Genomic DNA, 23,026 nt, shown 5'->3' with positions numbered 1-23,026 from the left:
TTGCAATCATATTAAGCCGTGCAGTATGGTGCAAGCACGACGGAACGCACGGGAGATTGTGGAATGATCGGCTTTTCCAGCTTCAGTAAAACGCCAGAAACCAGCCTGGCCGCACAGGTCTGCATCGATAAGATCCGTACTTTTTCACCGCAACACACCGCTGGTTTTTCCTCGCCGCTCTTCACCATGATCGACATCGCCAATCGCCTTGAAAGGGACCCGGGAACGGCCAGGCATATCTGGGTCATCCGCGACAACAAGCAACGTCAAACCGCGGATGCCCACACCCGTATCAGCGCGTGGCCCCTGCGTTTCAGCGCCACGGCCCGCGCCAGTGAAAAACCATTGCTGTACCTGACCAGTTCGGCGACATCAGCCGAGCTTTGTGCGCTTTCCAACGAGTCCGCTCACCGGGGCATCCTGTGCAATGACATAGAGACGCAGCCTTCACGCTGGCCCAAAGGTGCTCATCCGTGGGTGCCGCTCTGGTTGGTCGCCAACCCCCGATGCGTGCCGTTCGATCCGGCCAGCGGTGCCGAAGCGCATGCCATCGCCCTGGCGGCGTTGCAGAGTTTGTATGTGGAAGGCAACGAAGGTTTTTACTACATGGCGCTGCACGATGAGCCCAATGACTTCATCGCTCCCATCAGCGGCCTAAGCGCGAGTCAGGCCTTGAAAGGCATGTACCGGCTCAGCGGCGTCGAAGTCGATTCGGGGCAGTCCCGGGTGCGCTTGCTGGGGGCAGGCCTGGCCTTGCAATCGGTGGTGGCGGCGGCGCAGTTGCTGCGCGAGGATTGGGGTGTGGCCAGCGAACTGTGGAGCTGCCCCAGCTACACCCGCCTGGCTCGTGACGCGGACAAGGCGCAACGCTGGAACCGCCTGCATCCCGGGATGCCGCGACGGTCGGCGCATCTGCTCGACTGCCTGGACGTTGAAGACTGGCCAGTAGTGGCAGTGACCGGTTACGCCCGGCATGTCGCCGAGCAGATCGGGGCGCATGTCAAGTCACGGTTCGTGGCCATCGGTGCCGACTCGACCGGGACCACCATGGGCCGGGTGGACAAGCACTGGATCGTGGTACTGGCCCTGCAGGCGCTGGCTCAGGAAGGCGTGATCAACCAGGCACGCGTCGAGCAAGCCATGGAGCGGTACCTGCTGCAGTGAGCAACGCCTCACTTCGCCCGCCCACTATTGCGCGCTGCGCTGGCCGCACGCTCCAGCGCCTCGCTGAAAACCCGCTGCTGTTCGTCGTCGAACTGCGACAGGAACAATTCATCCACCGTCCCTTCGTAGATTTGCCACATCTTTTTGCGCAGCACTTTTCCGCTCTCGGTGATGGCGGCATACGCACCTCTGCCGTCATCGCTGGCGCGGCTGCGGGTGACCAGGCCCTCAGCCTCCAAGCGGTCCACCAGGCGAGTGAGATTGTAGCGCTCGATAGCCATGACATCTGCCAATTCGTTCATGCGCCGGGTTCCGTCGGGGCCGCTTTCCAAGCCCCACAACGCGTCGTACCAAGCGTAGGCCGGCAACCCGGCGGCGGCTAGCCGACGCTCGATTTCGCGGATCAGGCAGCGGTGCGCCCTGACGAATCTGAACCAGGTATCCGGCTCGCTGGAAGACATGCATCACCTTTTTCATGAGATCGATTTAGTTGCAATTGTAGCGCGCGACAGGCTAAGTTCTCGCACGTAGTTGCAATTGCAACTACAAACATTCTTGAAGGTTGGCGTCGACCCACGCCCCTTAGTCAGGCACCAAACGACTCGGTGCTGCTGCACTGTCCAGGAGACGACAACGATGGCACAACAATCCATGTTTCTCGACGAGGATCCACAAGAAACTCGCGAATGGCTCGAATCCATTGAATCGGTGGCGAGCGTCGAAGGACGGTCTCGCGCCCACTACCTGATTGACCAGATGCTGGATTTCGACGCCAACCGCCATGGCGATTTTTATGGGCGAGTCACCACGCCCTACGTCAATACCATCCCGGTCGACCGTCAGCAGCCGTACCCCGGCGACCTGGCCGTAGAGCGCCGGATCAACGCCTATATTCGCTGGAACGCGCTGGCCATGGTGCTGCGCGCCGGCAAGCATTCGAACGTGGGCGGGCACATCGCCTCCTACGCCTCGGCGGCGGTCCTGTATGACGTCGGCTTCGAACACTTCTTCCGTGGACGCACCGAGCAGTTCGGTGGCGACATGGTGTATATCCAGGGCCATTCCTCGCCGGGCATCTATGGACGCGCCTATCTGGAAGGTCGTCTGAGCGAAGAACAACTGGACAACTTCCGCCGCGAGACCGATCGCGACGGCATCTCGTCCTACCCGCACCCAAGGCTCATGCCGGACTTCTGGCAATTCCCGACGGTATCCATGGGCCTCGGACCGATCACCGCCGCGTACCAGGCACGGTTCATGCGCTACCTGGAGGATCGCGGACTGAAGGAACATCAGGGACGTAAAGTCTGGGCGTTTCTCGGCGACGGCGAAATGGACCAACCGGAATCCCTTGCGGCAATTTCCCTTGCCGGTCGGGAGAAGCTCGACAACATCATTTTTGTCGTCAACTGCAACCTGCAGCGCCTGGACGGGCCGGTGCGCGGCAACAGCAAGGTGATCCAGGAATTCGAAAGCCTGTACCGCGCGGCCGGCTGGAACGTCATCAAGGTGATCTGGGGTAGCGGTTGGGATGCCCTGCTGGAGAAGGACAAGACCGGCCTGCTGCGCCAGCGGATGATGGAGTGCGTCGATGGCGACTATCAGAACTACAAATCCCAGAATGGCGCCTATGTACGGGAGCATTTCTTCGGCAAATACCCCGAGCTGCTGGAGCTGGTCAGCGACTTGAGCGATGACGATATCTGGAAGCTGTCGCGCGGCGGCCACGATCCCGAAAAGGTCTACAACGCCTATGCCGCCGCCATGCGTCACACCGGCGGGCCGACGGTTATTCTGGCCAAGACTGTGAAGGGCTTCGGCATGGGTGAAGCCGGTGAAGGCCAGAACATCAATCACCAGCTCAAGAAGATGGGCGACGACGCGGTCAAGGCGTTCCGCGATCGCTTCGGCCTGGACCTCAGCGACGATCAATTGGGCGACATGCCCTACCTCAAGCCGACGGCCGACAGCGTCGAGGCGCTTTACCTGCAAGCCCGACGCACGCAACTGGGCGGGTACGTGCCTGCCCGATTCAGTGCGGTGGAGCCTTTGCAGATCCCGCCCTTGGCGACGCTGGATACCCAGCTCAAAGGCACCGGCGAGCGGGCGATTTCGACCACCATGGCCTTCGTGCGCATCCTCGGCACGCTGCTCAAGGACCCGAACATCGGCAAGCTGATCGTGCCCATCGTCCCTGACGAATCACGCACTTTCGGCATGGAAAGCCTGTTCCGCCAGATCGGTATCCACTCCCACGTCGGCCAGTTGTACACGCCTCAGGATGCCGGCCAACTGAGCTATTACAAGGAAGCCCGGGACGGCCAGATCATGCAGGAAGGGTTGAACGAGTCCGGCGGGATTTCTTCCTGGATCGCGGCGAGCACTTCCTACAGCACCCATGGCGTGATGACGGTGCCGTTCTACATCTTCTACTCAATGTTCGGCTTCCAGCGCGTCGGCGATCTCGCCTGGGCGGCAGGCGACGCTCGCGCCCGGGGTTTCCTGCTCGGCGCCACGTCCGGCCGGACCACGCTGATGGGTGAAGGCTTGCAACATGACGACGGTCACAGCCATGTGCTGTCCTCGACCATTCCCTGCTGCGTGTCCTACGACCCGACCTACGCCTACGAATTGGCGGTGATCATCCAGGATGGCATGCGGCGGATGTACGCCGAGGACGAGGACATTTATTACTACATCACGCTGCTGAACGAAAACTACGCCCATCCGCCGATGCCCGAGGGCGCCGAGCAAGGCATTCTCAAAGGCATGTACCGACTCTCGGCGCCTGAACAGCCCATCGAGGGCAAGCACGTGCAGCTGATGGGCTGCGGATCGATCCTGCAGGAAGTGGTAGCGGCAGCGCTGTTGCTGGAGCAGGATTTCGGCGTCAGCAGCGAGGTCTGGAGCGTCACCAGCCTGACCGAACTGCGTCGGGACGGGCAGGATGCCGAACGCTGGAATCTATTGCATCCGGAACATGCGCCGCGTATCGGTTACGTGGAAAGTTGCCTGCAGGACAAACAGGGCCCGGTAGTGGTCGCGACCGACTACATGAAAATATTCGCCGACCAGATCCGTCCGTTCGTGCCAAAACGACGCTTCGTAGCCCTCGGCACCGACGGTTTCGGCCAATCGGACACTCGCGAATCGCTGCGCAGATTTTTCGAAGTGGATCGCCATTTCATCGCGCTGGCCGCTTTGAAAGCGCTGGCCGATGACGGGGAAATACCGAGGGAAAAGGTCGCCGAGGCGATTGCACTTTATGGCATTGACCCGGAGAAACAGAACCCGGCGGCGGTTTGACTCCGCTCGCTTGCAGCGGCGTCATTTGGGCGCCGCTGCAAGCGAAAGGAGCAGGTCTACCTGCGCACCAACATGAACAGCGGTTATGCCATATGTGGCAAGGGCTTCAACTTTACGCCCGAGGCAAACGCCGAATACGACCGAGGCGCTGCGGGCGCGAGGAAATATCAAGATTTTTGCACAGTACCAATATCTCTGATACCGTGTTGAAATCGTGATACGGAAGAACGACTATGACTGTTATCCGCCAAGACCATGAACTCGCGCAAAGACCTGATCTGATTGATCTGAAAATCTATGTAGAAAACGTGCTTGGCCTGAAGCTGCGCTTAAAACCTTGGGAACATGTCAAGGCCCTTCCTTACGCGCTACGTGACCGATACGAATTTTTCATCACGAATATCTTCAATGCCCAGTGTCTCATCCTGAAGGAACGCCCAAAGCGCGAAGCCAGCGTTGCGGATGTCGCCAAGCACATCCAGGCCATCCACAACCTTCAGGCACACGACAAGTTGCCTGAGACCGGCGAGCTGATGATTTTTGTCACCGACACGCTTCCCAGTTATGACCGCAAGAGGCTGGTGGAAAAAGGCGTCCAGTTCATCGTGCCAGGTAATCAACTTTTTTTACCGGCCTTTGGCATGGATTTGCGCGAATACTATCGCCAGCGCCTGGAAAAACCTCAGGTCCTGAGTCCCGCCACCCAAGCCATGCTGATTCAATATCTGATCAAAGGATGGCATCACCCGCTACTGGCCACTCGCGCGGCCTTCGAGCAGTCTCTCTCCTACGCAAAAATGACCGTCACCCGAGCGATCAAGGAACTGACCGACTTGGACATTGTTAAGCCTGGAAAGGAACTGGGCGAAGCCGCGATCCTTTTTCATTTATCGCCCAAGGAAACCTGGGAAAAGGCGAAAGATGCCATGCGCACGCCGGTCAAAAAAACACTGTGGCTCAACGCAATCCCGGAGGCGTTTGACACGCCAATGTTGCTGGCAGGAGAAACAGCGCTGGCGCAGATGAGCCTTCTCGCCAGTCCGAAAGTTACTCACTTCGCATTGACTGCAGCGCAGTTCGATCGGATTCGAACACGCGCGCAACCTGCAATGAATGCGGCATACGGGAAAACGTTCGGCGCTTGGGGCTCAACCTCAAAAACGGCCCAGTCGAAACTCGAGGCCACCGCGCCCTATCGTGAAGTGCCGCAAAACCATGCCGAGTGTTGTATCCAGCTTTGGAGTTATGAACCACCGTGCAGCAACATCGCCGATGGAACAGTAGATCCTTTTTCCCTCTACCTGAGCCTCAAGGATGACCATGATGAACGCATACAAATGTGTCTGGATGAAATGATGGAGAACGTGAAATGGTAGTGGGTGTCGACCGGTTTCGAGAGTACTTCAAGGACTTCCAGGGCAGTTACGTTCTGATCGGCGGGGTGGCCGCCTCGATTGCCATGGAGGAACTGGGTGAGGCATTTCGACCGACCAAGGATCTGGATATCGTACTGATCATCGAAGCCCTTGATCGTAAGTTCGTCGGGCAGTTCTGGAGATTCATCAGGGACGGTGGCTACACCATTCGCCAGAATGGCGGCAGCGAAGGGGACTCTCCGGTTTTCTATCGTTTCCAGAATCCTGAGGACAAATCCTTTCCCGTTCAGATCGAGCTGTTTTCCCGTGTCCCGGACGGCCTGGAACACGAAGAAGCAGCCCGAATGACCAAGATTCCAGTGGAAGAACAAGCCGCCAGCCTGTCTGCGATTATCCTGGATGATGAGTACTACAAATTTCTCCTGGCCGGCGTCGATCATACCCGCGAGATCAGCCACATCGGTGCCGATCGGCTCGTTCCCCTCAAAGCCCATGCCTGGCTCAACAAGAAGGCGCAGCTTGAGCAGGGTATCGCCGTGGACAGTCGCGATATCAAAAAACATTTCAGGGATGTGATCGTACTGGCTGTCAGTCTTACTGAGGGAATGGCTCAGTTACCGGAACGATTGGCGCTCGATTTGAAGTCGTTTCTTAACCAGGTGCCTGCTGAGCTCGCCTCAAATCCTAAAGCCTATAAAGGAGTGGACGGAGACCGTTTGATCAAGACCATTCAAGAAGCCTTCAGTCTCGCTTGAACATCAGCGGGCTGTCTGGCCCGGTAATTTTGAATGCGACGGCATCATCGCGAGCAAGCTCGCTCACAGTGACCTGTGGTGGAAGTTAATCCCCCGTCACCTCGACCACACCGCGAACCCGCTGCAGCATATTGATCAGATGCAACCGCATCGACGCCCGCGCTGCTTCGCCATCCTGTCGCGCCAATGCCGCGTAGATCTGCTCCCGCTCACGCACCACCAGCGCTCGATTTTCCAACGTCACAGCCGGCCCGGCCTGTTGCACTACCGCGATCAGCGTATTGCCCACGTGTGTCATTGCGTCGATAAAAAAACTGTTGCCGGTGCATTGGGCGATTAGCAGGTGGAATTCGAAATCCATCCTGGCGCTTTCCTCATCCATTGCGTCAATAGCGTTCGCGGCGTCGAGCGCTTCACGCATTGCCTGCAACTGCTCCGGCGTGGCGCGTTGCGCGGCGATGGCGGCCGCTTCTACTTCCAGGCTCAGGCGCAGTTCGATGACCGCCAGCGCGTCGTAGGCACCGCCCTTGACGTGTTTGCTGCCTTGGAAATCGCCTGGGCGGGCGGTGTCGACGACGAAGGTGCCGATGCCATGACGGGTTTCGACCAAGCCTTCGGCCTGGAGCCGGGACATGGCTTCACGCACCACGGTCCGACTGACGCCGCGCTCCTTGATGATCACCTGTTCGGTCGGCAACTTGCTGCCCGCGGGCAGTTCGCCGGCGAGTATCTGCTGCGTCAGGTCGACCACCAGTTGCTGAGTCATGCTCAGGCGTCGATCGGTTGTGACACGCTCCATTGCACCTATCCATCAAGCCAGACGATCGCGGCATTATAGCCGCGACCTTGCGCTAAAACTCACTATAATGCCCGCTGATCACCCAAGAGCACGCCGATGACGGACCAAGCGTTATCTCCACTGAACAAACCGCGCCGCCTCGCCGAAACCCTGGTCGACCGTTTTGCCCAGCGCATGCGCGACGGCATCCTCAAGTGCGGCGAAAAGCTCCCCACCGAAGTGCACATCATGGAAGCCGAAGGCGTCAGTCGTTCGGTGGTGCGCGAGGCGCTGTCGCGCTTGCAGGCGGCGGGATTGGTGGAGACGCGCCATGGCGTTGGCACGTTTGTGCTGGACATGCCGGCGCCCGAAGGTTTTACCCTCGGGCCGGCGACGATTGCCACGTTGTCGGATGTGCTCAACCTGCTGGAGTTTCGCCTGAGCCTGGAAGTCCAGGCCGCTGGCATGGCCGCCGAACGCGCCACGCCCGAAGCCCTGGCCGAACTGGCCCAGGCGCTGGAGGCGTTGCTGCAAGGCCCGGAAAAATCCGGCACCACCATCAACGCCGACTTCCAGTTCCATCTGAAAATCGCCAAGGCGGCCGGCAATTACTACCTGATCGACATCATGAAGCACCTGGGCACGAAGCTGATTCCGCGCACCCGGATGAACTCCGCCTACTCAGGGCAAAGTGATCGCAGCGCCTATCTTCAAGGCATCAACGCCGAACACCAGCAAATCTTCGACGCCATCGCCAGTGGTAACGTCGATGCGGCGCGGGCGGCCATGTACTTGCACTTGAGCAACAGCCGCATGCGCCTGTGTGAAACGCAACGACGACAGGCTTTTTACAACGAATAACACTTAGAAGAAGCTGTACTTGACACCCACCCGCAGCCGCAACTGGCGATCACTGTCGACCGAGTTGACTTTAATATCGCCCACTTCAAAGAACGGCGCCCAGCGTTTATCCCACTGGTATTTGACCACGGCGTTCTGTTCATAATCATCGGTGCCGCCGTTATAGCGAATGTAGTCGGCATCGAAGTAAGTCAATTGATATTCATAGGCCCACGGTCCTCGGGGACCATAGTTGATATAGACATCGTAACGGTTGACCGTTTGATCGTCCTGCCCATTGTGCGGCACGTCACGGTCGATCTTGTCGCGGTCCAGCTTGGCTGAATCCAAACGGTAGCGACCGGCGATGCTCAGCTCCTTGCTCACGCGGTAGCCCAGGCGCAATCCCAATTTGTAGGTGGTGGATTCCTCATCGCTGTCCAGCGCCAACGAGGGCGTCAACATCCAGCGATCATTGATCTTGTGCTGGTAGTTGACGGTAAATTCATGACCGCTGCCGACGGTATTGTCGAAGGCGACGTCCTGCCGGTCACCGGCGGTCTTGTATTTGAGTTCGCCTTCCAGGCCCACGCCGTTATCCAGCCTAATGCCGAACTTGGCGCGGTCGGCGTGCATGCGGGTCTTTTCAGCGTATTGATGGCGAACGTTGATGTAACCGGTATCTGCCTGAGCGACAACCGAAGTGAACAGGGAAGCGATCGACAAAACTACGAGGGTCTTTTTCATGTTTTTTTATTCTTGTTGGTTGAAATAACTAGTTGGGTGAAACGCCAAATCGCAGGCGAGCGCGTGCGCGCGGTGAAACGTGCGATTCAACGGGTTCTGCGGTTTAAAAACGGGTACAGCGGGTTAATTACTTCAGACGGCGATAGGTATTCGTTGTATGTCGCGGCTGGCTTGCACCAACAGGCGTGTGTATTCGTGGGCGGCGCCACCGTTCGCCAGCAGATGACTGTCGAGTGTCTCCACCACCCTGCCCTGCTGCATCACCGCCAGCCGATCACACAAATGCGCAACGACGGCCAGGTCATGAGTGACCATCAGGTAGGTCAATCCTTCCTGGCGGCGCAAGTCGGCCAGCAGGTTGAGGATTTCTGCCTGCACCGAGACGTCCAGCGCCGAGGTCGGCTCGTCCAACAGCAGCACGCGTGGGCGCAGGATCAGCGCGCGGGCAACCGCCACCCGTTGGCGCTGGCCACCGGACAACTGGTGCGGATAACGGAAGCGAAAGCTGTCGTTCAAGCCGACCTTGCGCAGGATCTCGCTGACCTTCTGCGCACGCCCATCCATGCCATGGATGCGCAGCGGCTCCTGCAACGCGGCATCGATGGTGTAGCGCGGATGCAGCGAGGCATATGGATCCTGGAAAACCATCTGCACGGTGCGGTAGTGGTCCAGCGGCAGCTTGCGCGTCACCGCCTGACCCGCGACTTGCAGCCGTCCCGTCCAATGCTGGTACTGCCCGGCCAGGCAACGCAGCACGGTGGTCTTGCCCGAGCCGGACTCCCCGACCAAGCCGAATGCCTCGCCTTCGCCGACGTTCAAATCGACGTCGTGCAGTACCGCGTTCAGTGCCGCGCCGGTGCCAAAACTGAGGTTCAGCCCAGCGATTTCGATCATGCTCATGACAGGCTCCTCAAGCGTTCAACCAGTGTGGGTCGCGCTGCAACACCGGCAGCGTGGCGCGCGGATGGTCCAGGCTCGGCAATGCGGCCAACAGGCCTTGGGTGTAGGGATGGGTGGCGCTATCCAGATCGGCAGCGGCAATCGACTCGACCACGCGGCCGGCGTACATCACCAGCACGCGGTCGCAGAAATGCCGCACAAGATTCAGATCGTGACTGATGAAAATCAGCCCCAGGTCACGCTCGCTGACCAATTCTTCCAACACGTTGAGCACCTGTCGGCGCACCGATACATCCAGCGCCGAAGTAGGTTCGTCGGCGATGATCACCTGGGGATCGGTGATCACCATCATGGCTATCATGATCCGCTGGCCCATGCCGCCCGAGACTTCGTGGGGGTACAGGTCATAGACCCGCCGGGGATCGCGAATGTGCACCTTGGCGAGCATGTCCAGCGCTCGTTCGCGGGCTTCGCGATGGGGCACCTTGTGATGGGCCAGATACGCTTCGGCGATCTGTTCGCCCACGCGCACCACTGGGTTCAGCGAGTACTTGGGGTCTTGCATGATCATCGACATGCGCGCGCCGCGAATCGCCTGAATCTGCTTTTCGCTCGCCTTCAGCAAATCGATATCGGCGAAGCGCAGGGTCTTGGCAGTGACCTTCGCAGTCGGCGGATGCAGGCGTAACAGGCTGCGGCCGACGGTGGATTTTCCCGAGCCGGATTCGCCGACAATGGCGAGTTTTTCCCGCCCCAGGTTGAACGACACATCACGCACCGCCAGGGAAGTTTTGCCGGCGTTGCGAAACTCCACGCACAAGTCCTGTACCGCAAGTTTTATCTCAGTCATGGGCTGTTCCTCAGGATTGGCTGCGGGGGTCGAGGACGTCGCGCAAGCCGTCGCCCAACAGGTTGAAGGCCAGGCTCACCAGCATGATCGCCGCACCCGGTGCCGCCACCAGCCACCAGCTTTCGAGCATGTAGCGTCGCCCGGTGGAGATCATCGCGCCCCATTCTGGCAGCGGTGCCTGGGCGCCGAGGCCGAGAAAACCCAGGGCGGCGGCAGTGAGGATGATGCTCGCCATGTTCATGGTCAGGCGGATGATCACCGACGACAGGCACATCGGGATGATGTGGCGCAGGATGATCCGAGTGCTCGATGCGCCCTGGAGCTGCACCGCGACGACGAAGTCGGCGTTGCGCAGCGGCAGGGTTTCGGCGCGGGCGAGCCGGGCAATCGGCGGCCATGCGGTGAGTGCGATGGCGATTACTGCGTGCTCCAATCCCGGACCGAGGGCGGCAATGAAGGCCAGCGCCAACACCAGGCTGGGGAACGAAATGAAGATGTCGGTGATGCGCATGAACAGGCTGTCGACCCAGCCGCCGAAGTAGCCGGAAATGGTCCCGACCAACAGGCCGATGGGGCCGACAATCACCGTCACCAGCAAGACGATGTACAGCGTGATGCGCGAGCCATACACCAATCGGGCGAACACATCGCGACCGTACTCATCGGTGCCGAACCAATGCACGCTGCTGGGTGCTTGCAAGGCGCCGGCGAGGTTTTGCAGCAGTGGGTCGTGACCGGCGATCCACGGCGCAAAGATCGCGACCAACATCAAGGTCGCGACGACGACCAGGCCGGCAAACGTCATCGGGTTGCGCAGCAAAAATCGCAGCAGGCGCAGGCTGCTGGCGACCAGTGCTGCCGTACTCGAAGCGGGCAGCGCGGCACTGCCGGCTGCGCTGGAAGCAAGGGGCAGATTCATTAGCGAGTCCTCGGGTCGAAGATCTTGTACAGCGCATCGCTGATCAGGTTCAGCGTCACGAAAATGAGGCCGATCAGCAGCACACAGGCCATCACCGCGTTCATGTCACCGAGCAACAAACTACTCGTCAGGTACTGGCCGAAGCCCGGCCAGGCGAACACGGTTTCAATCAGCACCGCGCCTTCCAGCAGCCCGCCGTAGGCCAGCGCGACGATCGTCAGCAGTTGCACGCGGATGTTGCCGAAGGCATGGCCCCAGACAATCTTGCGCTGGGACAAACCCTTGACCCGGGCGGTGATGATGTACTCCTGGGACAGTTGTTCGAGCATGAAGCTGCGGGTCATGCGACTGATGTAGGCGACCGAGTTGAAGCTGAGAATCACCGCCGGCAACAGGATGTGGCGCAAGGCGCTGCGAAAGGCTTCCCAATCGCCGGACCAGGCGGTGTCGATCAACAGCAAGCCGGTGTGTCTCGGGATCAGCCCGTCATAGGCCAGGCCGATCCGCCCGACGCCACCGGCCCAACCCAGCCAGGCGTAGAACACCAGGAAGGCCATCATGCCGATCCAGAAAATCGGCGTGGAGTAACCGAACAAGGTGATCAGCCGCGCCACATGGTCACCGGCCCGTCCCTGATGCGTCGCCGCGTAGACACCCAACGGCAAGCCTGCCAACACGCCGAACAAAATCGCCAGGGTCGCCAGTTCCAACGTCGCCGGAAACACTCGGGCGATGTCCGTAATGACCGGGTTACCGGTCAGCAAGGCCATGCCGAAATCACCGTGCAGCAAGTCGCCGAGGTAGATCGCGAACTGGGTCCACAACGGTTTGTCCAGGCCCAGCTCTTTGTACACCTGGGCGTAGGCCGAGGCGTCGGCGTCCGGGCCGACGATGGCCAGCACCGGGTCCAGGGGCATCACCCGCCCGATAAAGAAAGTCAGCAGCAGCAACCCCAGCAGCGTCACCGCCACCGAGCCGCTGCGCCGGGTTGCCGAAGCGGCCCGGGTGCTCCAGATTGAAAAAGATGCAGTCGACATGTTCATTCCTGCCTTGGCCGAGTGGCCGTCGATTTCAGCGCTGCTTATAAACGTCGCGAAGGCGCGTGGTGGCGGCGGTGTGGCCGATGTAGTTGCGCACATCGGCGTGGATCACCACTTCGTCCACCATCTGCGAGACCGGCATGATTGCCCCGGCCTGTTGGTCGTAGAGGGTCTGGACCTGGGCGTACATCTGCCGCTGGCGCTCGGGGTCGCGCTCGCGCTCGGCCTGTTCGATCAACTGGTTGAGCTGCGGGTTGAAGAACGAGGTGCGCCAGCCCTGGAAATTGCTCAACTTGGCTTCGCTGCGGTTGTCCGGGTTGTACACCAAGGCCCGCAGGCTCGAATGCGGATGGCGCTCCGCCCCGCCACCGCCGCGCCCGACGAGGATGTCGAACTGGCGATCGCGCATCGCCCCGTAGATCTGGTTGCCGGTGCCGGTGATGATCGTCGCCTGGATGCCTGCCTGGGCCAGCGTCGCTTGCAAGCTGGTGGCAATGTTGATGAAGGGCGGATCGGTCAGCGAGCGAATGCTCACCTTGAAGCCCTCGGCATGTCCGGCCTCCGCCAGCAGGCGCTTGGCCTTGGCCACATCCAGGCGATAACCTGGATCGTCCAGGCGCGCCGGCAAGCCCAGTTGCATCGGCCGCTGATTGATCACGCCGTAGTGCGGCATCACCACGTCGTTGATGCCCTGGTAATCGATCAGCAGGCGGATGGCCTGGCGCACGCGGATGTCCTGGAACAGCGGCTGTTGCATGCTCATCGCCACGTAGTACAGCGTGCCGCGGGCAATGCTCTGGATGCGTACTTCATCGACCTTGCCCAGCGCCTTGATGTCGGTCGCGGCCATGCCGCGGGCGACGTCCAAATCACCGCGCTCGACCATCAGGCGCAGGGCCTGGGATTCGGTCATGTTGCGCATGATCACTCGGCGCAACTTCGGCGCGCCGCGCCAATAGTCGTCATTACGACTCATCAGGATGACGTCGTTGGCGCGCCAGATGTCGAGCTTGAACGCACCAGATCCGGCCGTATGGGTCGCCAGCCAGGCAGCGCCCTGGTCGTCGCCGACCTGATGTTGCAAGGCTACCGAACGATCAACGATGAAGGCGCTGGGCGAAGTTGCCAGGGTGTTCAGCACCAGCATCGGGTCGGTGACCCGCGGCAGCTCCATGACAAAGGTGTGCGGCCCTTCGGCGCGCATCAGTTTGACCACGTTGTCGGCGGTAAAACCGTAGGCTTTCCAGGTGGAAGCCAGGGCGCGGTTGAGGGTGACGACGCGCTGCAACGACCAGGCGACGTCCTGCGCGGTCAGCGGTGCACCGGAGTGAAAACGGACGTCATCGCGCAATTGGAAAGTCAGGCGCATGCGGTCGGGGCTGACTTCCCAGGTTTTCGCCAGGGCCGGAACCAGCGTGTCCGGCTGCGCCGCGTCCTGCTCCAGGAGCATGTCATAGACGTTCGCGTTGACTTCGGCGACCTCCAGCCCCGTCGCCGCGGCGGGGTCCAGGGACAGCAGATTGATCATGCTCATGCCCACCACCAATTGGTCGGGGGGCGTTTCGCCTTGCGCCAGGCTGACGGGCACCTGCACTGCGCACAGGGCCACGGTGACACACAGCAGCCTGGTCAGGCGCTTGGGCCAGAGATTCATGGTTCAGTCCTTTCTTATATTTATAAAGACTTGTCGCCCGGGCAGCCATCGGCCTCAGGCGTGGAACAGGATCAATGTCGGGACAAAGTGTTGGCCTCGATATATGCAAAATTGATGTCCTCGCCCAACCCCGGCCGGTCGGACAGGTGCACATAACCGTCGGCGTCCATGGGGTCGACGATGCTGTTGAGGTGCGCGGGCACTTCTTCATAGTCGAGGAACGGGTGCAGCAAGCCGCGCTCATACCAACGGCAATTGCTGATCGCCCCGACCACCGCCAGGTTCGCCGCACCGTTACCGTGGACTTCGCAGTCCATGCCGAACGACTCGGCCAGGTGCGCCACTTTCAGGCACGGCCCGATGCCGCCGACACCCGCCACGCCCGCGCGCAGGATGTCACAGGATTTCTGCGTCACCCAACTGGCGCGGCTGTGGAATTTACCGGCGATGCTCTCCGGGCCCAGCACCGGAATGTCCAGGTTGGCGGCGAGCCAGGCATAGGACTCAGCCGAGTCTTCCATCATCGGCTCTTCGAACCAGGCGAAATTCAGCTGCTCCAGCGCCTTGCCGATGGTCAGCGCGTCCATGCGGCTGTACCAGTGATAACCATCGAGCATCAGCGCGATGTCCGGACCCACCGCCTCGCGCACTGCCGCGCAGGCCTGGATGTCCATCCGCGGATTGGGCGCGAAGGAAATTGGTGGCATCCACGTGTGCAGCTTGATGGCCTTGTAGCCACGCTTGACGAGCTTTTCCGCGAACTGGCCGTACTCATCCGGGGTGGACAAACCGCCCGGCAAATCGTCGCCGCACATGGTCGAGCCGTAGGCCAGGACTTTGTCGCGGTAGCCGCCAATGAGCTTGTGCACCGGCAGCTTCAGCTTGCGTCCGGCCAGATCCCACAAGGCTTGCTCCACCAGCGCCAGCGCCCGGTCGGTGAACTGTCCGGCGCTGCCACGCTGCCAGTGCGCCAGGTCCTGCCAGATGCTTTCCCGGTCCATCGGGTTGCGGCCGATCAGCACCTTGCGAACGAACGATTCGATGATGTGTGGACGAATCAATTCAGGCGTACCAAAAGCATAACCTTCCGAGCCATCGTCGCAGCTGATTCGCAGCAGGGCCATCTTGATCATGACCTCGTCACCCGGATGGGCGTGGCCCGCACTGTCCTGGGCGCGGCGCGACGGGGTGGAAAAGATTTCGACGTGAACGCCTGTGATTCTCATAGGGAGGGGCCACCGTGTTGTTATTTTGATTTGTATGTCGTCATACAACGTGGCGGATTATTTGAACGTTTCATCGGGGCTGTCAACCCCTGTAATCAGTAAAAATTGACCACACCTCAACGCGGCGGCCTTTTGCGAAAGATGACGACTTGAAATGTCGTCATACCACGCAGATAGAAAACAACACGACTGCACCGCTGCGCAATTGTCCACTACAGTGTCAGGATCTATTGGCGCAGCACCCATGCGGAGGCCTCCATGACGCACTTCACCCTTCAACGCATCGACCATGTCGTCCTGCGTGTAAAAGACATCGAGCGCAGCATCGCCTTCTACACATCAGTACTCGGCTGCGAACTCAAAAAACGTCGGGACGATCTGGGCTTGATGCACCTCGGCGCTGGTGCGTCGATGATCGATCTGGTGGATGTGGACGGGCCGCTTGGCCGTCACGGCGGTGCGGCGCCTGGCAAGCAGGGGCATAACGTCGACCACGTCTGCCTGCGCATCGAACCGTTTGACGAACCCGCCCTGCTCGCACATCTGCAAGCAGCCGGACTGAAGGTCGAGAAAGCGCAAATGCGCTACGGCGCGGAGGGCGAAGGCTGGTCGATCTACTGCTTCGATCCGGACGGCAATCAGATCGAGCTGAAGGGTCCGGCGCTGGATTCGTAACACTCCGGCGGTCCGCCGTTTTTCTCCTAGACTTGCCAGTGTTTGCAGTTCGCCGGGGCCGGGATGGGCCCGTACGATAAACATGACTCGAAGGGATCCGCCATGCTCAAACTTCTTTGCAAAGCGCTCGCGTGCACGCTGGCTTTCATCACGCTGGGCACGGCCACGGCGGCTGACCCTATCGTCATCAGGTTTTCCCATGTGGTAGGCGAGCAGACACCCAAGGGCCAGGGTGCGTTGCTGTTCAAGAAACTCGTTGAGGAGCGTTTGCCGGGAAAGGTGAAGGTCGAGGTCTACCCCAACTCCACGTTGTTTGGCGATGACAAGGAAATGGAAGCGTTGCTGCTGGGGGACGTGCAGATCATTGCCCGTTCGCTGGCCAAGTTCGAGCAATACACAAAAACCGTGCAGTTGTTCGACTTACCGTTTTTGTTTCAAGACATTGCCGCAGTCGACCGTTTCCAAACCAGTCCTGAAGGCCAGAAGCTGTTGCGCGCCATGGAGCGCAATAACATCAAGGGCCTGGCCTATTGGCACAACGGCATGAAGCAATTGTCGGCCAACCGACCATTGCGCAAGCCCGAAGACGCCCGTGGCCTGACGTTCCGGGTGCAGACTTCCGCCGTGCTGGAAGAACAGTTCAAGGCCGTCGATGCCAAAGCGCAACAGATGATTTTTTCAGTGGTGTATCAGGGATTGGTGACCGGCGTGATCAACGCGACGGAAAACCCTTATTCGAACTTCTACAACCAAAAGCTGCATGAAGTGCAGAAGTACGTCACCGAGACCAATCACGGCGTGCTCGACTACATGCTGATCACCACGTCCGATTTCTGGAACGGCCTGCCGCCGGATGTCCGCAGCGAATTGGACAAGATCGTGATTGAAGTCACCGCCGACGTGAACAACCAGGCCGATCGTCTGAACGAACAGGACAAGCAACGCGTGCTTGCAGCCAAGACCACTGAAATCATTACCCTCACGCCAGAGGAACGCAACGCTTGGCGCGACAAGATGAAGCCGGTATGGGCGAAGTTTGAAAAAGCTATCGGGCCGGACCTGGTGAAGGCTGCCGAGGCGTCCAATCAGGCGCAGTAACGCGGCGCGTTTAATGTAACAATCGTCCGGCAAGCTATTTTTCTGCCTAGACTTGCAACTGTCCCACCGTGCGTTGTGTTTTGAATGAGCCCGCACGAGAAAAACTAAAAATAAAAGGAAACCCCAATGTTTAAACCTATGTGGAAAGCACTCGTCTGCGCGCTGGCCCTCAGCGCGTTGAGCACCGCCATGGCGGCTGACCCGGTGATCATAAAGTTCTCGCACGTAGTGGCCGAGCAAACCCCTAAAGGCCAAGGTGCATTGCTGTTCAAGAAGTTGGTGGAAGAACGGCTGCCGGGCAAAGTGAAGGTCGAGGTGTACCCGAACTCCTCGCTGTTTGGCGACGGCAAGGAAATGGAAGCCCTGCTGTTGGGTGACGTGCAGATGATCGCGCCGTCCCTGGCCAAGTTCGAGCAATACACCAAGAGCGTGCAGTTGTTCGACCTGCCTTTCCTGTTTGACGATATCTCCGCCGTGGACCGTTTCCAGCTGAGCCCGGAAGGCCAGAAGCTGCTCAAGTCCATGGAGAGCAAGAACATCACCGGCCTGGCCTATTGGCACAACGGCATGAAGCAGCTGTCGGCCAACAAAGCGCTGCGTGAACCCAAGGATGCCCGCGGCCTGAAGTTCCGCGTACAGGCATCGGCGGTGCTGGAAGAACAGTTCAAGGCCGTCAACGCCAACCCGCGCAAGATGAGTTTCGCCGAGGTTTATCAAGGCCTGCAGACCGGCGTGGTCAACGGTGCGGAAAACCCGTACTCGAACATCTACAGTCAGAAGATGCATGAAGTGCAGAAGTTCATCACCGAGTCCAACCACGGTGTGCTCGACTACATGCTGATCACCAACACCAAGTTCTGGAACGGCCTGCAGCCAGACGTGCGCAGCGAACTGGACAAGATCCTGGTGGAAGTCACCGCTCACGTGAACAAAGAAGCGGCGCAACTGAACCAGAACGACAAGCAGCGCATCCTCGATGCCAAGACCACCGAAATCATTACCCTCACGCCTGAACAACGCAACGAATGGCGCGACAAGATGAAGCCGGTCTGGAAGAAGTTCGAAGGGGACATCGGCGCCGACCTGATCAAAGCCGCCGAAGCCTCCAACACGGCTCAGTAATGGGTTGGCCGGTGTTGCCGTCCCTGGTGGCGCCGGCCTATCGTCCTCTAGCAGGAGATGTCATCCATGAACGCCCTTCGGCGCACCTGGGAACACTTCGAGGAAGGGTTCATTGCCTTCCTCCTGGCCGCCATGACGCTGGTCACTTTCGTCTACGTGGTCCTCAACAATCTCTATAGCGTTTTTTATAGCCTCGGTGACAACTGGCCGGCCGCCAGCGAACCGATGTTCGCCATCGGCGACGGCATCATGGGCATGGCCCAGGCCATGACCTGGAGCAGCTCGCTGACGAAGGCGCTGTTTGGCTGGCTGATTTTCTTTGGCCTGTCGTATGGCGTGCGCACCGCCGGGCACATTGGTGTCGATGCGCTGGTCAAGCTCGCCAGCAAACCGGTGCAGCGTTTGATCGGCGTGATCGCCTGCCTGTGCTGCCTCGCCTATGCCGGGTTGCTGGCGGTGGCGAGTTACGAATGGATCAACACCTTGATGATTGCCGAGATCGGCGCCGAAGATCTCGGCCATTTCGGCATCATGCAATGGCATGTCGGGCTGATCGTGCCAGTGGGTTTCGCCCTGGTGTTCATCCGCTTTGCGGAAATTCTCGTACGCATCCTGATGAATCGTCAGACAGGCCTCGGCCTGGCCGATGAAGCGGCCGAAGCGATCAAACTGACCGAGATCGAGGAAGACAAGCCATGACCATTGCCTTCCTGTTCATCGCGCTGTTCGTGCTGATGTTCATCGGCGTACCCATCGCCATTTCCCTGGGTTTGGCCGGATCGCTGACGATCATTTTCTTCAGCCCCGACTCGGTTCGCTCGTTGGCGATCAAGCTGTTCGAAACTTCCGAACACTACACCCTGCTGGCGATTCCGTTCTTCCTGCTGGCCGGTGCGTTCATGACCACCGGTGGCGTGGCGCGACGGTTGATCGATTTTGCCAACGCCTGCGTCGGACACATCCGGGGCGGCCTGGCGATTGCGGCGGTGTTGGCGTGCATGCTGTTCGCGGCGTTGTCCGGCTCAAGCCCGGCGACGGTGGCGGCGGTCGGCTCCATCGCGATTGCCGGCATGGTGCGCTCGGGTTATCCACAGGCGTTTGGTGCAGGCATCGTCTGCAACGCGGGCACATTGGGGATCCTGATTCCGCCCTCGATTGTAATGGTGGTCTACGCCGCCGCAACCGAAACGTCCGTCGGCAAGCTGTTTATGGCCGGTGTGATTCCTGGCGTGCTGCTGGGACTGTCCTTGATGGTGGCGATTTATATTGTCGCGGTGAAAAAGAACCTGCCTGCCCTACCAAGGGCCACGTTCCGTGAATGGTTAGCCACTGCGCGCAAGGCGCTGTGGGGCCTGTTGTTGATGGTCATCATTCTCGGCGGGATCTATTCCGGGATGTTCACACCGACCGAAGCGGCCGCGGTGGCAGCGGTGTACTCGGCGTTTATCGCATTGTTCGTCTACAAGGACCTGACGTTCCGCGAAACGCCGAAGGTGCTACTGGAGTCGGCCAAGCTGAGCATCATGCTGATGTTCATCATCGCCAACGCCATGCTCTTCGCTCACGTGTTGACCACCGAGCAGTTGCCACAGCAAATCACCGCCTGGGTGATCGATGCCGGGCTGACGCCGGTGACCTTCCTGCTGGTGGTGAACATCGTGCTGCTGATTGCCGGTGCGTTCATGGAACCGTCGGCGATCATCCTGATCCTGGCGCCGATCCTGTTCCCGATCGCCATGAAGCTGGGCATCGACCCGATCCACCTGGGCATCATCATGGTGGTGAACCTGGAGATCGGGCTGATCACGCCGCCGGTGGGGCTGAACCTGTTCGTCACCTCGGCGGTGACCGGCATGTCCTTGCCCGCCACCATTCGCGCGGCCATGCCGTGGTTGATGATCCTGCTGGCGTTCCTGGTGCTGATTACCTATGTGCCATGGATTTCGCTGGCGCTGCCGAACTGGTTGGGGATGAGTTGATTATCCCGAGCTGAACCATGGCGAGGGAGCTTGCTCCCTCGCCACATCATCAGGCCTGGACCTGGCTTCTCCAGCAACTCAGCACATTGCGTTATGATCCCTGCCTCATTCTGAAGCAGAGCTTTTCCCACGCATGTTGCCGTCCCCTTCCGACACAACCAACTCCCTGCCCCCCGTCCTCGTCGGTCCGCTGTTGCGGCGACTGGAAGCCACGCGGCTGGTGATGTGGCTGGTGGGGTCGCGACCGTTGACATTGACCTTGCGCCTGGATGAGCTGGGCGACATCGCGCTGGATGCCACGCATTGCACAATCGTGCCGGTGGGGCGCCAGGCGTTCGTGCACCTGATCGACGTGCGACTCGACGCCGCCCTGCCCTTGGATGTGGCGATCGAATACGACCTGCTGGTCGACAGTGCTCCTATCGCCGAATGGGCGCCGCATCTGTTGTATGACGGCGCGCAACGTCCGAGTTTCGTACTGCACTCGCGCATCGAGCAACTGGTCCACGGCTCCTGCCGCAAACCCCATTACCCGGCCAATGACGGATTGCTGTGTGTCGATCGCTTGTTGGCCCAGTCTCCCGAACAACGCCCAGCGTTGCTGATGATGAGCGGCGACCAAGTGTACGCCGACGACGTCGCCGGGCCGATGTTGCGGGCGATTCATGCCTTGATCGAGCGCCTGGGGTTGTTCGAGGAATGCCTTGAAGGGGCGGTGGTGGAAGACAGCGCCAAGCTCTACCAACATCCGGCCAGCTATTACCATCGCGCGGATCTGCTACCGGCGCTCGAGAGCAACGAAACCCTGCGCGAGCGATTTTTCGGCGGCGCACGCAAGCCGATTTTCACCAGCAGCAGCGCCGACAACCACCTGGTGACCTTCGCCGAAGTCATGGCGATGTACCTGCTGGTCTGGTCGCCGGTGCCGTGGACACTGATCGATCCGCAACCGCCGGAACTGACCGTCGAACGGCGCCAGCGCTACGACTTGGAACAGCAACGCATCGAGGCCTTCAAAACCGGGCTGGACGGCGTCGCCAGGGTGTTTGCGCATTTGTCCTGCCTGATGATTTTCGACGACCACGACATCACCGATGACTGGAATCTCTCCGCGCAATGGGAGGAAACGGCCTACGGCCATCCGTTCTCCAAGCGCATCATCGGTAACGCGCTGATCGCCTACATGCTCTGCCAGGGCTGGGGCAACAACCCGGACGCGTTTGGCGAGGTGGTCGAACAAACCGTGGCCTTGTGCGGCACCGCCAACGACCGCTACCTCGACAGCGAGCCCCAGGACCGGTTGATCGACACGCTGCTCAGTTTCCAACGCTGGCATTACGTGTTGCCAAGCTCTCCGGCGCTGGTCGTGCTCGACACTCGCACCCGGCGCTGGCGCAGCGAGAACAACCTCAAGCAACCGTCAGGCCTGCTGGACTGGGAAGCCCTGAGCGAACTGCAACAGGAATTACTGGATCATCCCTCGGCGATCATCGTGTCGCCGGCACCAATCTTTGGCGTCAAGCTGATCGAGTCGGTACAGCGGGTGTTCAGCTGGTGCGGATTCCCGCTGCTGGTGGATGCGGAAAACTGGATGGCCCACCGTGGCGCGGCCCAGGTGATTCTGAATATTTTCCGCCACTCGCGCACGCCTGGCAGCTACGTGGTGCTGTCCGGCGACGTCCACTACTCCTTCGTCTACGAGGTACTTATCCCACATCGCAAGGGCGGCCCGCGCATCTGGCAAATCACCAGCAGCGGCATCAAGAATGAATTCCCGCCGGCGCTGCTGGAATGGTTCGATCGCTTGAACCGTTGGCTCTATTCCCCACGCTCGCCGCTGAACTGGTTCACCAAGCGTCGCAGCATGCGCATCGTGCCTCACACCCCCGAGCACGCCGAGGCTGGGGAGCGGTTGTGGAATTCGGCGGGGATCGGCCAGGTATTTTTCAACGAACAGGGACAGCCGACGGACATCGTCCAGCACAACGCCAACGGCAAGCCGCCAACCCGCATGCTGGCGCCCAAGTTACCCCCAACCTGAGCGACCACTCGGAACCGGGCACGGGGTTCAGAACGCCAGTTGCAGGCTCTGCTGGCCTTCGAGGCTCAGCAGGAACTGCTTCGCCGCGAGGCCGCCGGCGAAACCGGTGAGGCTGCCGGAGGTGCCGATGACGCGGTGGCAGGGAGCGATGATCGAGATCGGGTTGCGTCCATTGGCAGCGCCGACCGCGCGGGTTGCGGTCGGTTGGCCGATCTGGATGGCGATGTCGCGATAACTGCGGGTTTCGCCGAACGGAATGGTCAGCAATGCCTGCCAGACCCGCACCTGGAAATCGGTACCGGCGAAATCCAGATCCAATTCAAAACCACGCCGCTGACCCGTGAAGTATTCAAGCAGCTGGCGCTCGGTTTCCTTGAGGGTCGGGTGAGCGTTGTCTTGCTCCAATGGCCCGAGGCGCACTCGGTTGAGCCGTTCGTTTTCCCACAGGATAGCGGCCAGCTTCGTGCCTCGGGCCACGAGGATCAGTTCGCCGACAGGAGATGGGATGGTTTTGTAGAGGGGCAACATTCGACTATTTCCCGGGTTCACACTCAAT

Annotated in this window: 21 protein-coding genes; 11 read left to right on the top strand and 10 right to left on the bottom strand. The window is 60.0% G+C overall.

Going from position 1 to position 23,026, the window contains the following annotated elements:
* The first annotated feature begins 63 nt into the window (after positions 1–63).
* Entirely contained in the window at positions 64–1,164 is a 1,101-nt protein-coding gene (locus HU742_RS21745; RefSeq protein ID WP_186644060.1) for a transketolase-like TK C-terminal-containing protein, read from the top strand.
* Between the two features lie 8 nt (positions 1,165–1,172).
* On the opposite strand, the gene HU742_RS21740 is transcribed toward HU742_RS21745, so the two are convergent.
* Complete coding sequence (locus HU742_RS21740; protein WP_186634666.1) at positions 1,173–1,625, bottom strand: MarR family winged helix-turn-helix transcriptional regulator; 453 nt, start codon at positions 1,623–1,625, stop codon at positions 1,173–1,175.
* A gap of 175 nt (positions 1,626–1,800) precedes the next feature.
* Between HU742_RS21740 and aceE the strand changes: the two genes are divergently transcribed.
* The 3 genes from aceE to HU742_RS21725 all read left to right on the top strand — a co-directional run bounded on the left by aceE (position 1,801) and on the right by HU742_RS21725 (position 6,601).
* Positions 1,801–4,470, top strand: a complete 2,670-nt coding sequence (gene aceE, locus HU742_RS21735; RefSeq protein WP_186644058.1) for a pyruvate dehydrogenase (acetyl-transferring), homodimeric type — start codon at positions 1,801–1,803, stop codon at positions 4,468–4,470.
* Positions 4,471–4,703: 233 nt separating this feature from the next.
* Complete coding sequence (locus tag HU742_RS21730) at positions 4,704–5,846, top strand: hypothetical protein (protein WP_186644056.1); 1,143 nt, start codon at positions 4,704–4,706, stop codon at positions 5,844–5,846.
* Entirely contained in the window at positions 5,840–6,601 is a 762-nt protein-coding gene (locus tag HU742_RS21725; RefSeq protein WP_186644054.1) for a hypothetical protein, read from the top strand. Before HU742_RS21730 ends, HU742_RS21725 begins: the two co-directional genes overlap by 7 nt.
* Positions 6,602–6,686: 85 nt before the next feature.
* Here HU742_RS21725 and HU742_RS21720 read toward each other — a convergent pair whose 3' ends face one another.
* Positions 6,687–7,400 (bottom strand): FadR/GntR family transcriptional regulator, encoded by a 714-nt coding sequence (locus HU742_RS21720; RefSeq protein WP_186644052.1) that lies wholly within the window; start codon positions 7,398–7,400, stop codon positions 6,687–6,689.
* A 96-nt stretch (positions 7,401–7,496) separates the two neighbouring features.
* On the opposite strand from HU742_RS21720, the gene HU742_RS21715 reads away from it, so the two are divergent.
* On the top strand, positions 7,497–8,240 hold the full coding sequence (locus HU742_RS21715; RefSeq protein WP_186634657.1) for a FadR/GntR family transcriptional regulator: 744 nt from the start codon (positions 7,497–7,499) through the stop codon (positions 8,238–8,240).
* Between the two features lie 3 nt (positions 8,241–8,243).
* Here HU742_RS21715 and HU742_RS21710 read toward each other — a convergent pair whose 3' ends face one another.
* From HU742_RS21710 to HU742_RS21680, 7 genes are all read right to left on the bottom strand, one after another.
* Entirely contained in the window at positions 8,244–8,966 is a 723-nt protein-coding gene (locus tag HU742_RS21710; RefSeq protein ID WP_186644050.1) for an oligogalacturonate-specific porin KdgM family protein, read from the bottom strand.
* Positions 8,967–9,098: 132 nt separating this feature from the next.
* The gene (locus HU742_RS21705) at positions 9,099–9,866 is read right to left on the bottom strand and encodes an ABC transporter ATP-binding protein (protein WP_186644048.1); all 768 of its coding nucleotides are present in this window, start codon (positions 9,864–9,866) and stop codon (positions 9,099–9,101) included.
* Positions 9,867–9,876: 10 nt separating this feature from the next.
* Entirely contained in the window at positions 9,877–10,716 is an 840-nt protein-coding gene (locus tag HU742_RS21700) for an ABC transporter ATP-binding protein (protein ID WP_186644046.1), read from the bottom strand.
* A 10-nt stretch (positions 10,717–10,726) separates the two neighbouring features.
* Positions 10,727–11,635, bottom strand: a complete 909-nt coding sequence (locus tag HU742_RS21695) for an ABC transporter permease (RefSeq protein ID WP_186644044.1) — start codon at positions 11,633–11,635, stop codon at positions 10,727–10,729.
* Positions 11,635–12,672 (bottom strand): ABC transporter permease, encoded by a 1,038-nt coding sequence (locus HU742_RS21690; RefSeq protein ID WP_186644042.1) that lies wholly within the window; start codon positions 12,670–12,672, stop codon positions 11,635–11,637. Before HU742_RS21690 ends, HU742_RS21695 begins: the two co-directional genes overlap by 1 nt.
* A gap of 34 nt (positions 12,673–12,706) precedes the next feature.
* Entirely contained in the window at positions 12,707–14,329 is a 1,623-nt protein-coding gene (locus HU742_RS21685; protein WP_186644040.1) for an ABC transporter substrate-binding protein, read from the bottom strand.
* A 71-nt stretch (positions 14,330–14,400) separates the two neighbouring features.
* Positions 14,401–15,555: a mandelate racemase family protein gene (locus HU742_RS21680; protein WP_186644038.1), complete on the bottom strand. Its 1,155-nt coding sequence runs from the start codon at positions 15,553–15,555 to the stop codon at positions 14,401–14,403.
* A gap of 258 nt (positions 15,556–15,813) precedes the next feature.
* Here HU742_RS21680 and HU742_RS21675 point away from each other — a divergent pair, with 258 nt between their 5' ends.
* The 6 genes from HU742_RS21675 to HU742_RS21650 all read left to right on the top strand — a co-directional run bounded on the left by HU742_RS21675 (position 15,814) and on the right by HU742_RS21650 (position 22,470).
* Positions 15,814–16,230 carry a VOC family protein gene (locus HU742_RS21675; RefSeq protein ID WP_186644036.1) on the top strand — a complete coding sequence of 139 codons (417 nt, stop codon included), beginning with the start codon at positions 15,814–15,816 and terminating at the stop codon, positions 16,228–16,230.
* Positions 16,231–16,332: 102 nt separating this feature from the next.
* Positions 16,333–17,328: a TRAP transporter substrate-binding protein gene (locus tag HU742_RS21670; RefSeq protein WP_186644034.1), complete on the top strand. Its 996-nt coding sequence runs from the start codon at positions 16,333–16,335 to the stop codon at positions 17,326–17,328.
* A gap of 126 nt (positions 17,329–17,454) precedes the next feature.
* Complete coding sequence (dctP, locus tag HU742_RS21665; protein WP_186644032.1) at positions 17,455–18,450, top strand: C4-dicarboxylate TRAP substrate-binding protein DctP; 996 nt, start codon at positions 17,455–17,457, stop codon at positions 18,448–18,450.
* Between the two features lie 66 nt (positions 18,451–18,516).
* Positions 18,517–19,149, top strand: coding sequence for a TRAP transporter small permease (locus HU742_RS21660; protein ID WP_186634632.1), 633 nt, complete (start codon positions 18,517–18,519; stop codon positions 19,147–19,149).
* Positions 19,146–20,429, top strand: coding sequence for a C4-dicarboxylate TRAP transporter large permease protein DctM (gene dctM / locus HU742_RS21655; protein WP_186644030.1), 1,284 nt, complete (start codon positions 19,146–19,148; stop codon positions 20,427–20,429). The genes HU742_RS21660 and dctM overlap by 4 nt, the downstream gene beginning before the upstream one ends.
* Positions 20,430–20,562: 133 nt before the next feature.
* The gene (locus tag HU742_RS21650) at positions 20,563–22,470 is read left to right on the top strand and encodes an alkaline phosphatase D family protein (RefSeq protein WP_186644028.1); all 1,908 of its coding nucleotides are present in this window, start codon (positions 20,563–20,565) and stop codon (positions 22,468–22,470) included.
* Positions 22,471–22,497: 27 nt separating this feature from the next.
* On the opposite strand, the gene HU742_RS21645 is transcribed toward HU742_RS21650, so the two are convergent.
* Positions 22,498–22,998, bottom strand: coding sequence for a methylated-DNA--[protein]-cysteine S-methyltransferase (locus tag HU742_RS21645; protein WP_186634624.1), 501 nt, complete (start codon positions 22,996–22,998; stop codon positions 22,498–22,500).
* Between the last annotated feature and the right edge of the window lie 28 nt (positions 22,999–23,026).

Origin of the sequence: Pseudomonas marvdashtae (genome assembly GCF_014268655.2) — a bacterium.
GTDB lineage: Bacteria > Pseudomonadota > Gammaproteobacteria > Pseudomonadales > Pseudomonadaceae > Aquipseudomonas > Aquipseudomonas marvdashtae.
Note: the sequence above shows the minus strand (reverse complement) of the source record. Positions and strands in the feature narration are given on the sequence as shown.

Coding starts and splice junctions, on each gene's coding strand:
- HU742_RS21660 (WP_186634632.1), top strand. CDS start 18,517: ATGAACGCCCTTCGGCGCACCTGGGAACACTTCGAGGAAGGGTTCATT.
- HU742_RS21645 (WP_186634624.1), bottom strand. CDS start 22,998: ATGTTGCCCCTCTACAAAACCATCCCATCTCCTGTCGGCGAACTGATC.
- HU742_RS21730 (WP_186644056.1), top strand. CDS start 4,704: ATGACTGTTATCCGCCAAGACCATGAACTCGCGCAAAGACCTGATCTG.
- dctM (WP_186644030.1), top strand. CDS start 19,146: ATGACCATTGCCTTCCTGTTCATCGCGCTGTTCGTGCTGATGTTCATC.
- HU742_RS21740 (WP_186634666.1), bottom strand. CDS start 1,625: ATGTCTTCCAGCGAGCCGGATACCTGGTTCAGATTCGTCAGGGCGCAC.
- HU742_RS21745 (WP_186644060.1), top strand. CDS start 64: ATGATCGGCTTTTCCAGCTTCAGTAAAACGCCAGAAACCAGCCTGGCC.
- HU742_RS21725 (WP_186644054.1), top strand. CDS start 5,840: ATGGTAGTGGGTGTCGACCGGTTTCGAGAGTACTTCAAGGACTTCCAG.
- HU742_RS21650 (WP_186644028.1), top strand. CDS start 20,563: ATGTTGCCGTCCCCTTCCGACACAACCAACTCCCTGCCCCCCGTCCTC.
- dctP (WP_186644032.1), top strand. CDS start 17,455: ATGTTTAAACCTATGTGGAAAGCACTCGTCTGCGCGCTGGCCCTCAGC.
- HU742_RS21700 (WP_186644046.1), bottom strand. CDS start 10,716: ATGACTGAGATAAAACTTGCGGTACAGGACTTGTGCGTGGAGTTTCGC.
- HU742_RS21715 (WP_186634657.1), top strand. CDS start 7,497: ATGACGGACCAAGCGTTATCTCCACTGAACAAACCGCGCCGCCTCGCC.
- aceE (WP_186644058.1), top strand. CDS start 1,801: ATGGCACAACAATCCATGTTTCTCGACGAGGATCCACAAGAAACTCGC.
- HU742_RS21720 (WP_186644052.1), bottom strand. CDS start 7,400: ATGGAGCGTGTCACAACCGATCGACGCCTGAGCATGACTCAGCAACTG.
- HU742_RS21710 (WP_186644050.1), bottom strand. CDS start 8,966: ATGAAAAAGACCCTCGTAGTTTTGTCGATCGCTTCCCTGTTCACTTCG.
- HU742_RS21670 (WP_186644034.1), top strand. CDS start 16,333: ATGCTCAAACTTCTTTGCAAAGCGCTCGCGTGCACGCTGGCTTTCATC.
- HU742_RS21680 (WP_186644038.1), bottom strand. CDS start 15,555: ATGAGAATCACAGGCGTTCACGTCGAAATCTTTTCCACCCCGTCGCGC.
- HU742_RS21690 (WP_186644042.1), bottom strand. CDS start 12,672: ATGTCGACTGCATCTTTTTCAATCTGGAGCACCCGGGCCGCTTCGGCA.
- HU742_RS21675 (WP_186644036.1), top strand. CDS start 15,814: ATGACGCACTTCACCCTTCAACGCATCGACCATGTCGTCCTGCGTGTA.
- HU742_RS21685 (WP_186644040.1), bottom strand. CDS start 14,329: ATGAATCTCTGGCCCAAGCGCCTGACCAGGCTGCTGTGTGTCACCGTG.
- HU742_RS21705 (WP_186644048.1), bottom strand. CDS start 9,866: ATGAGCATGATCGAAATCGCTGGGCTGAACCTCAGTTTTGGCACCGGC.
- HU742_RS21695 (WP_186644044.1), bottom strand. CDS start 11,635: ATGAATCTGCCCCTTGCTTCCAGCGCAGCCGGCAGTGCCGCGCTGCCC.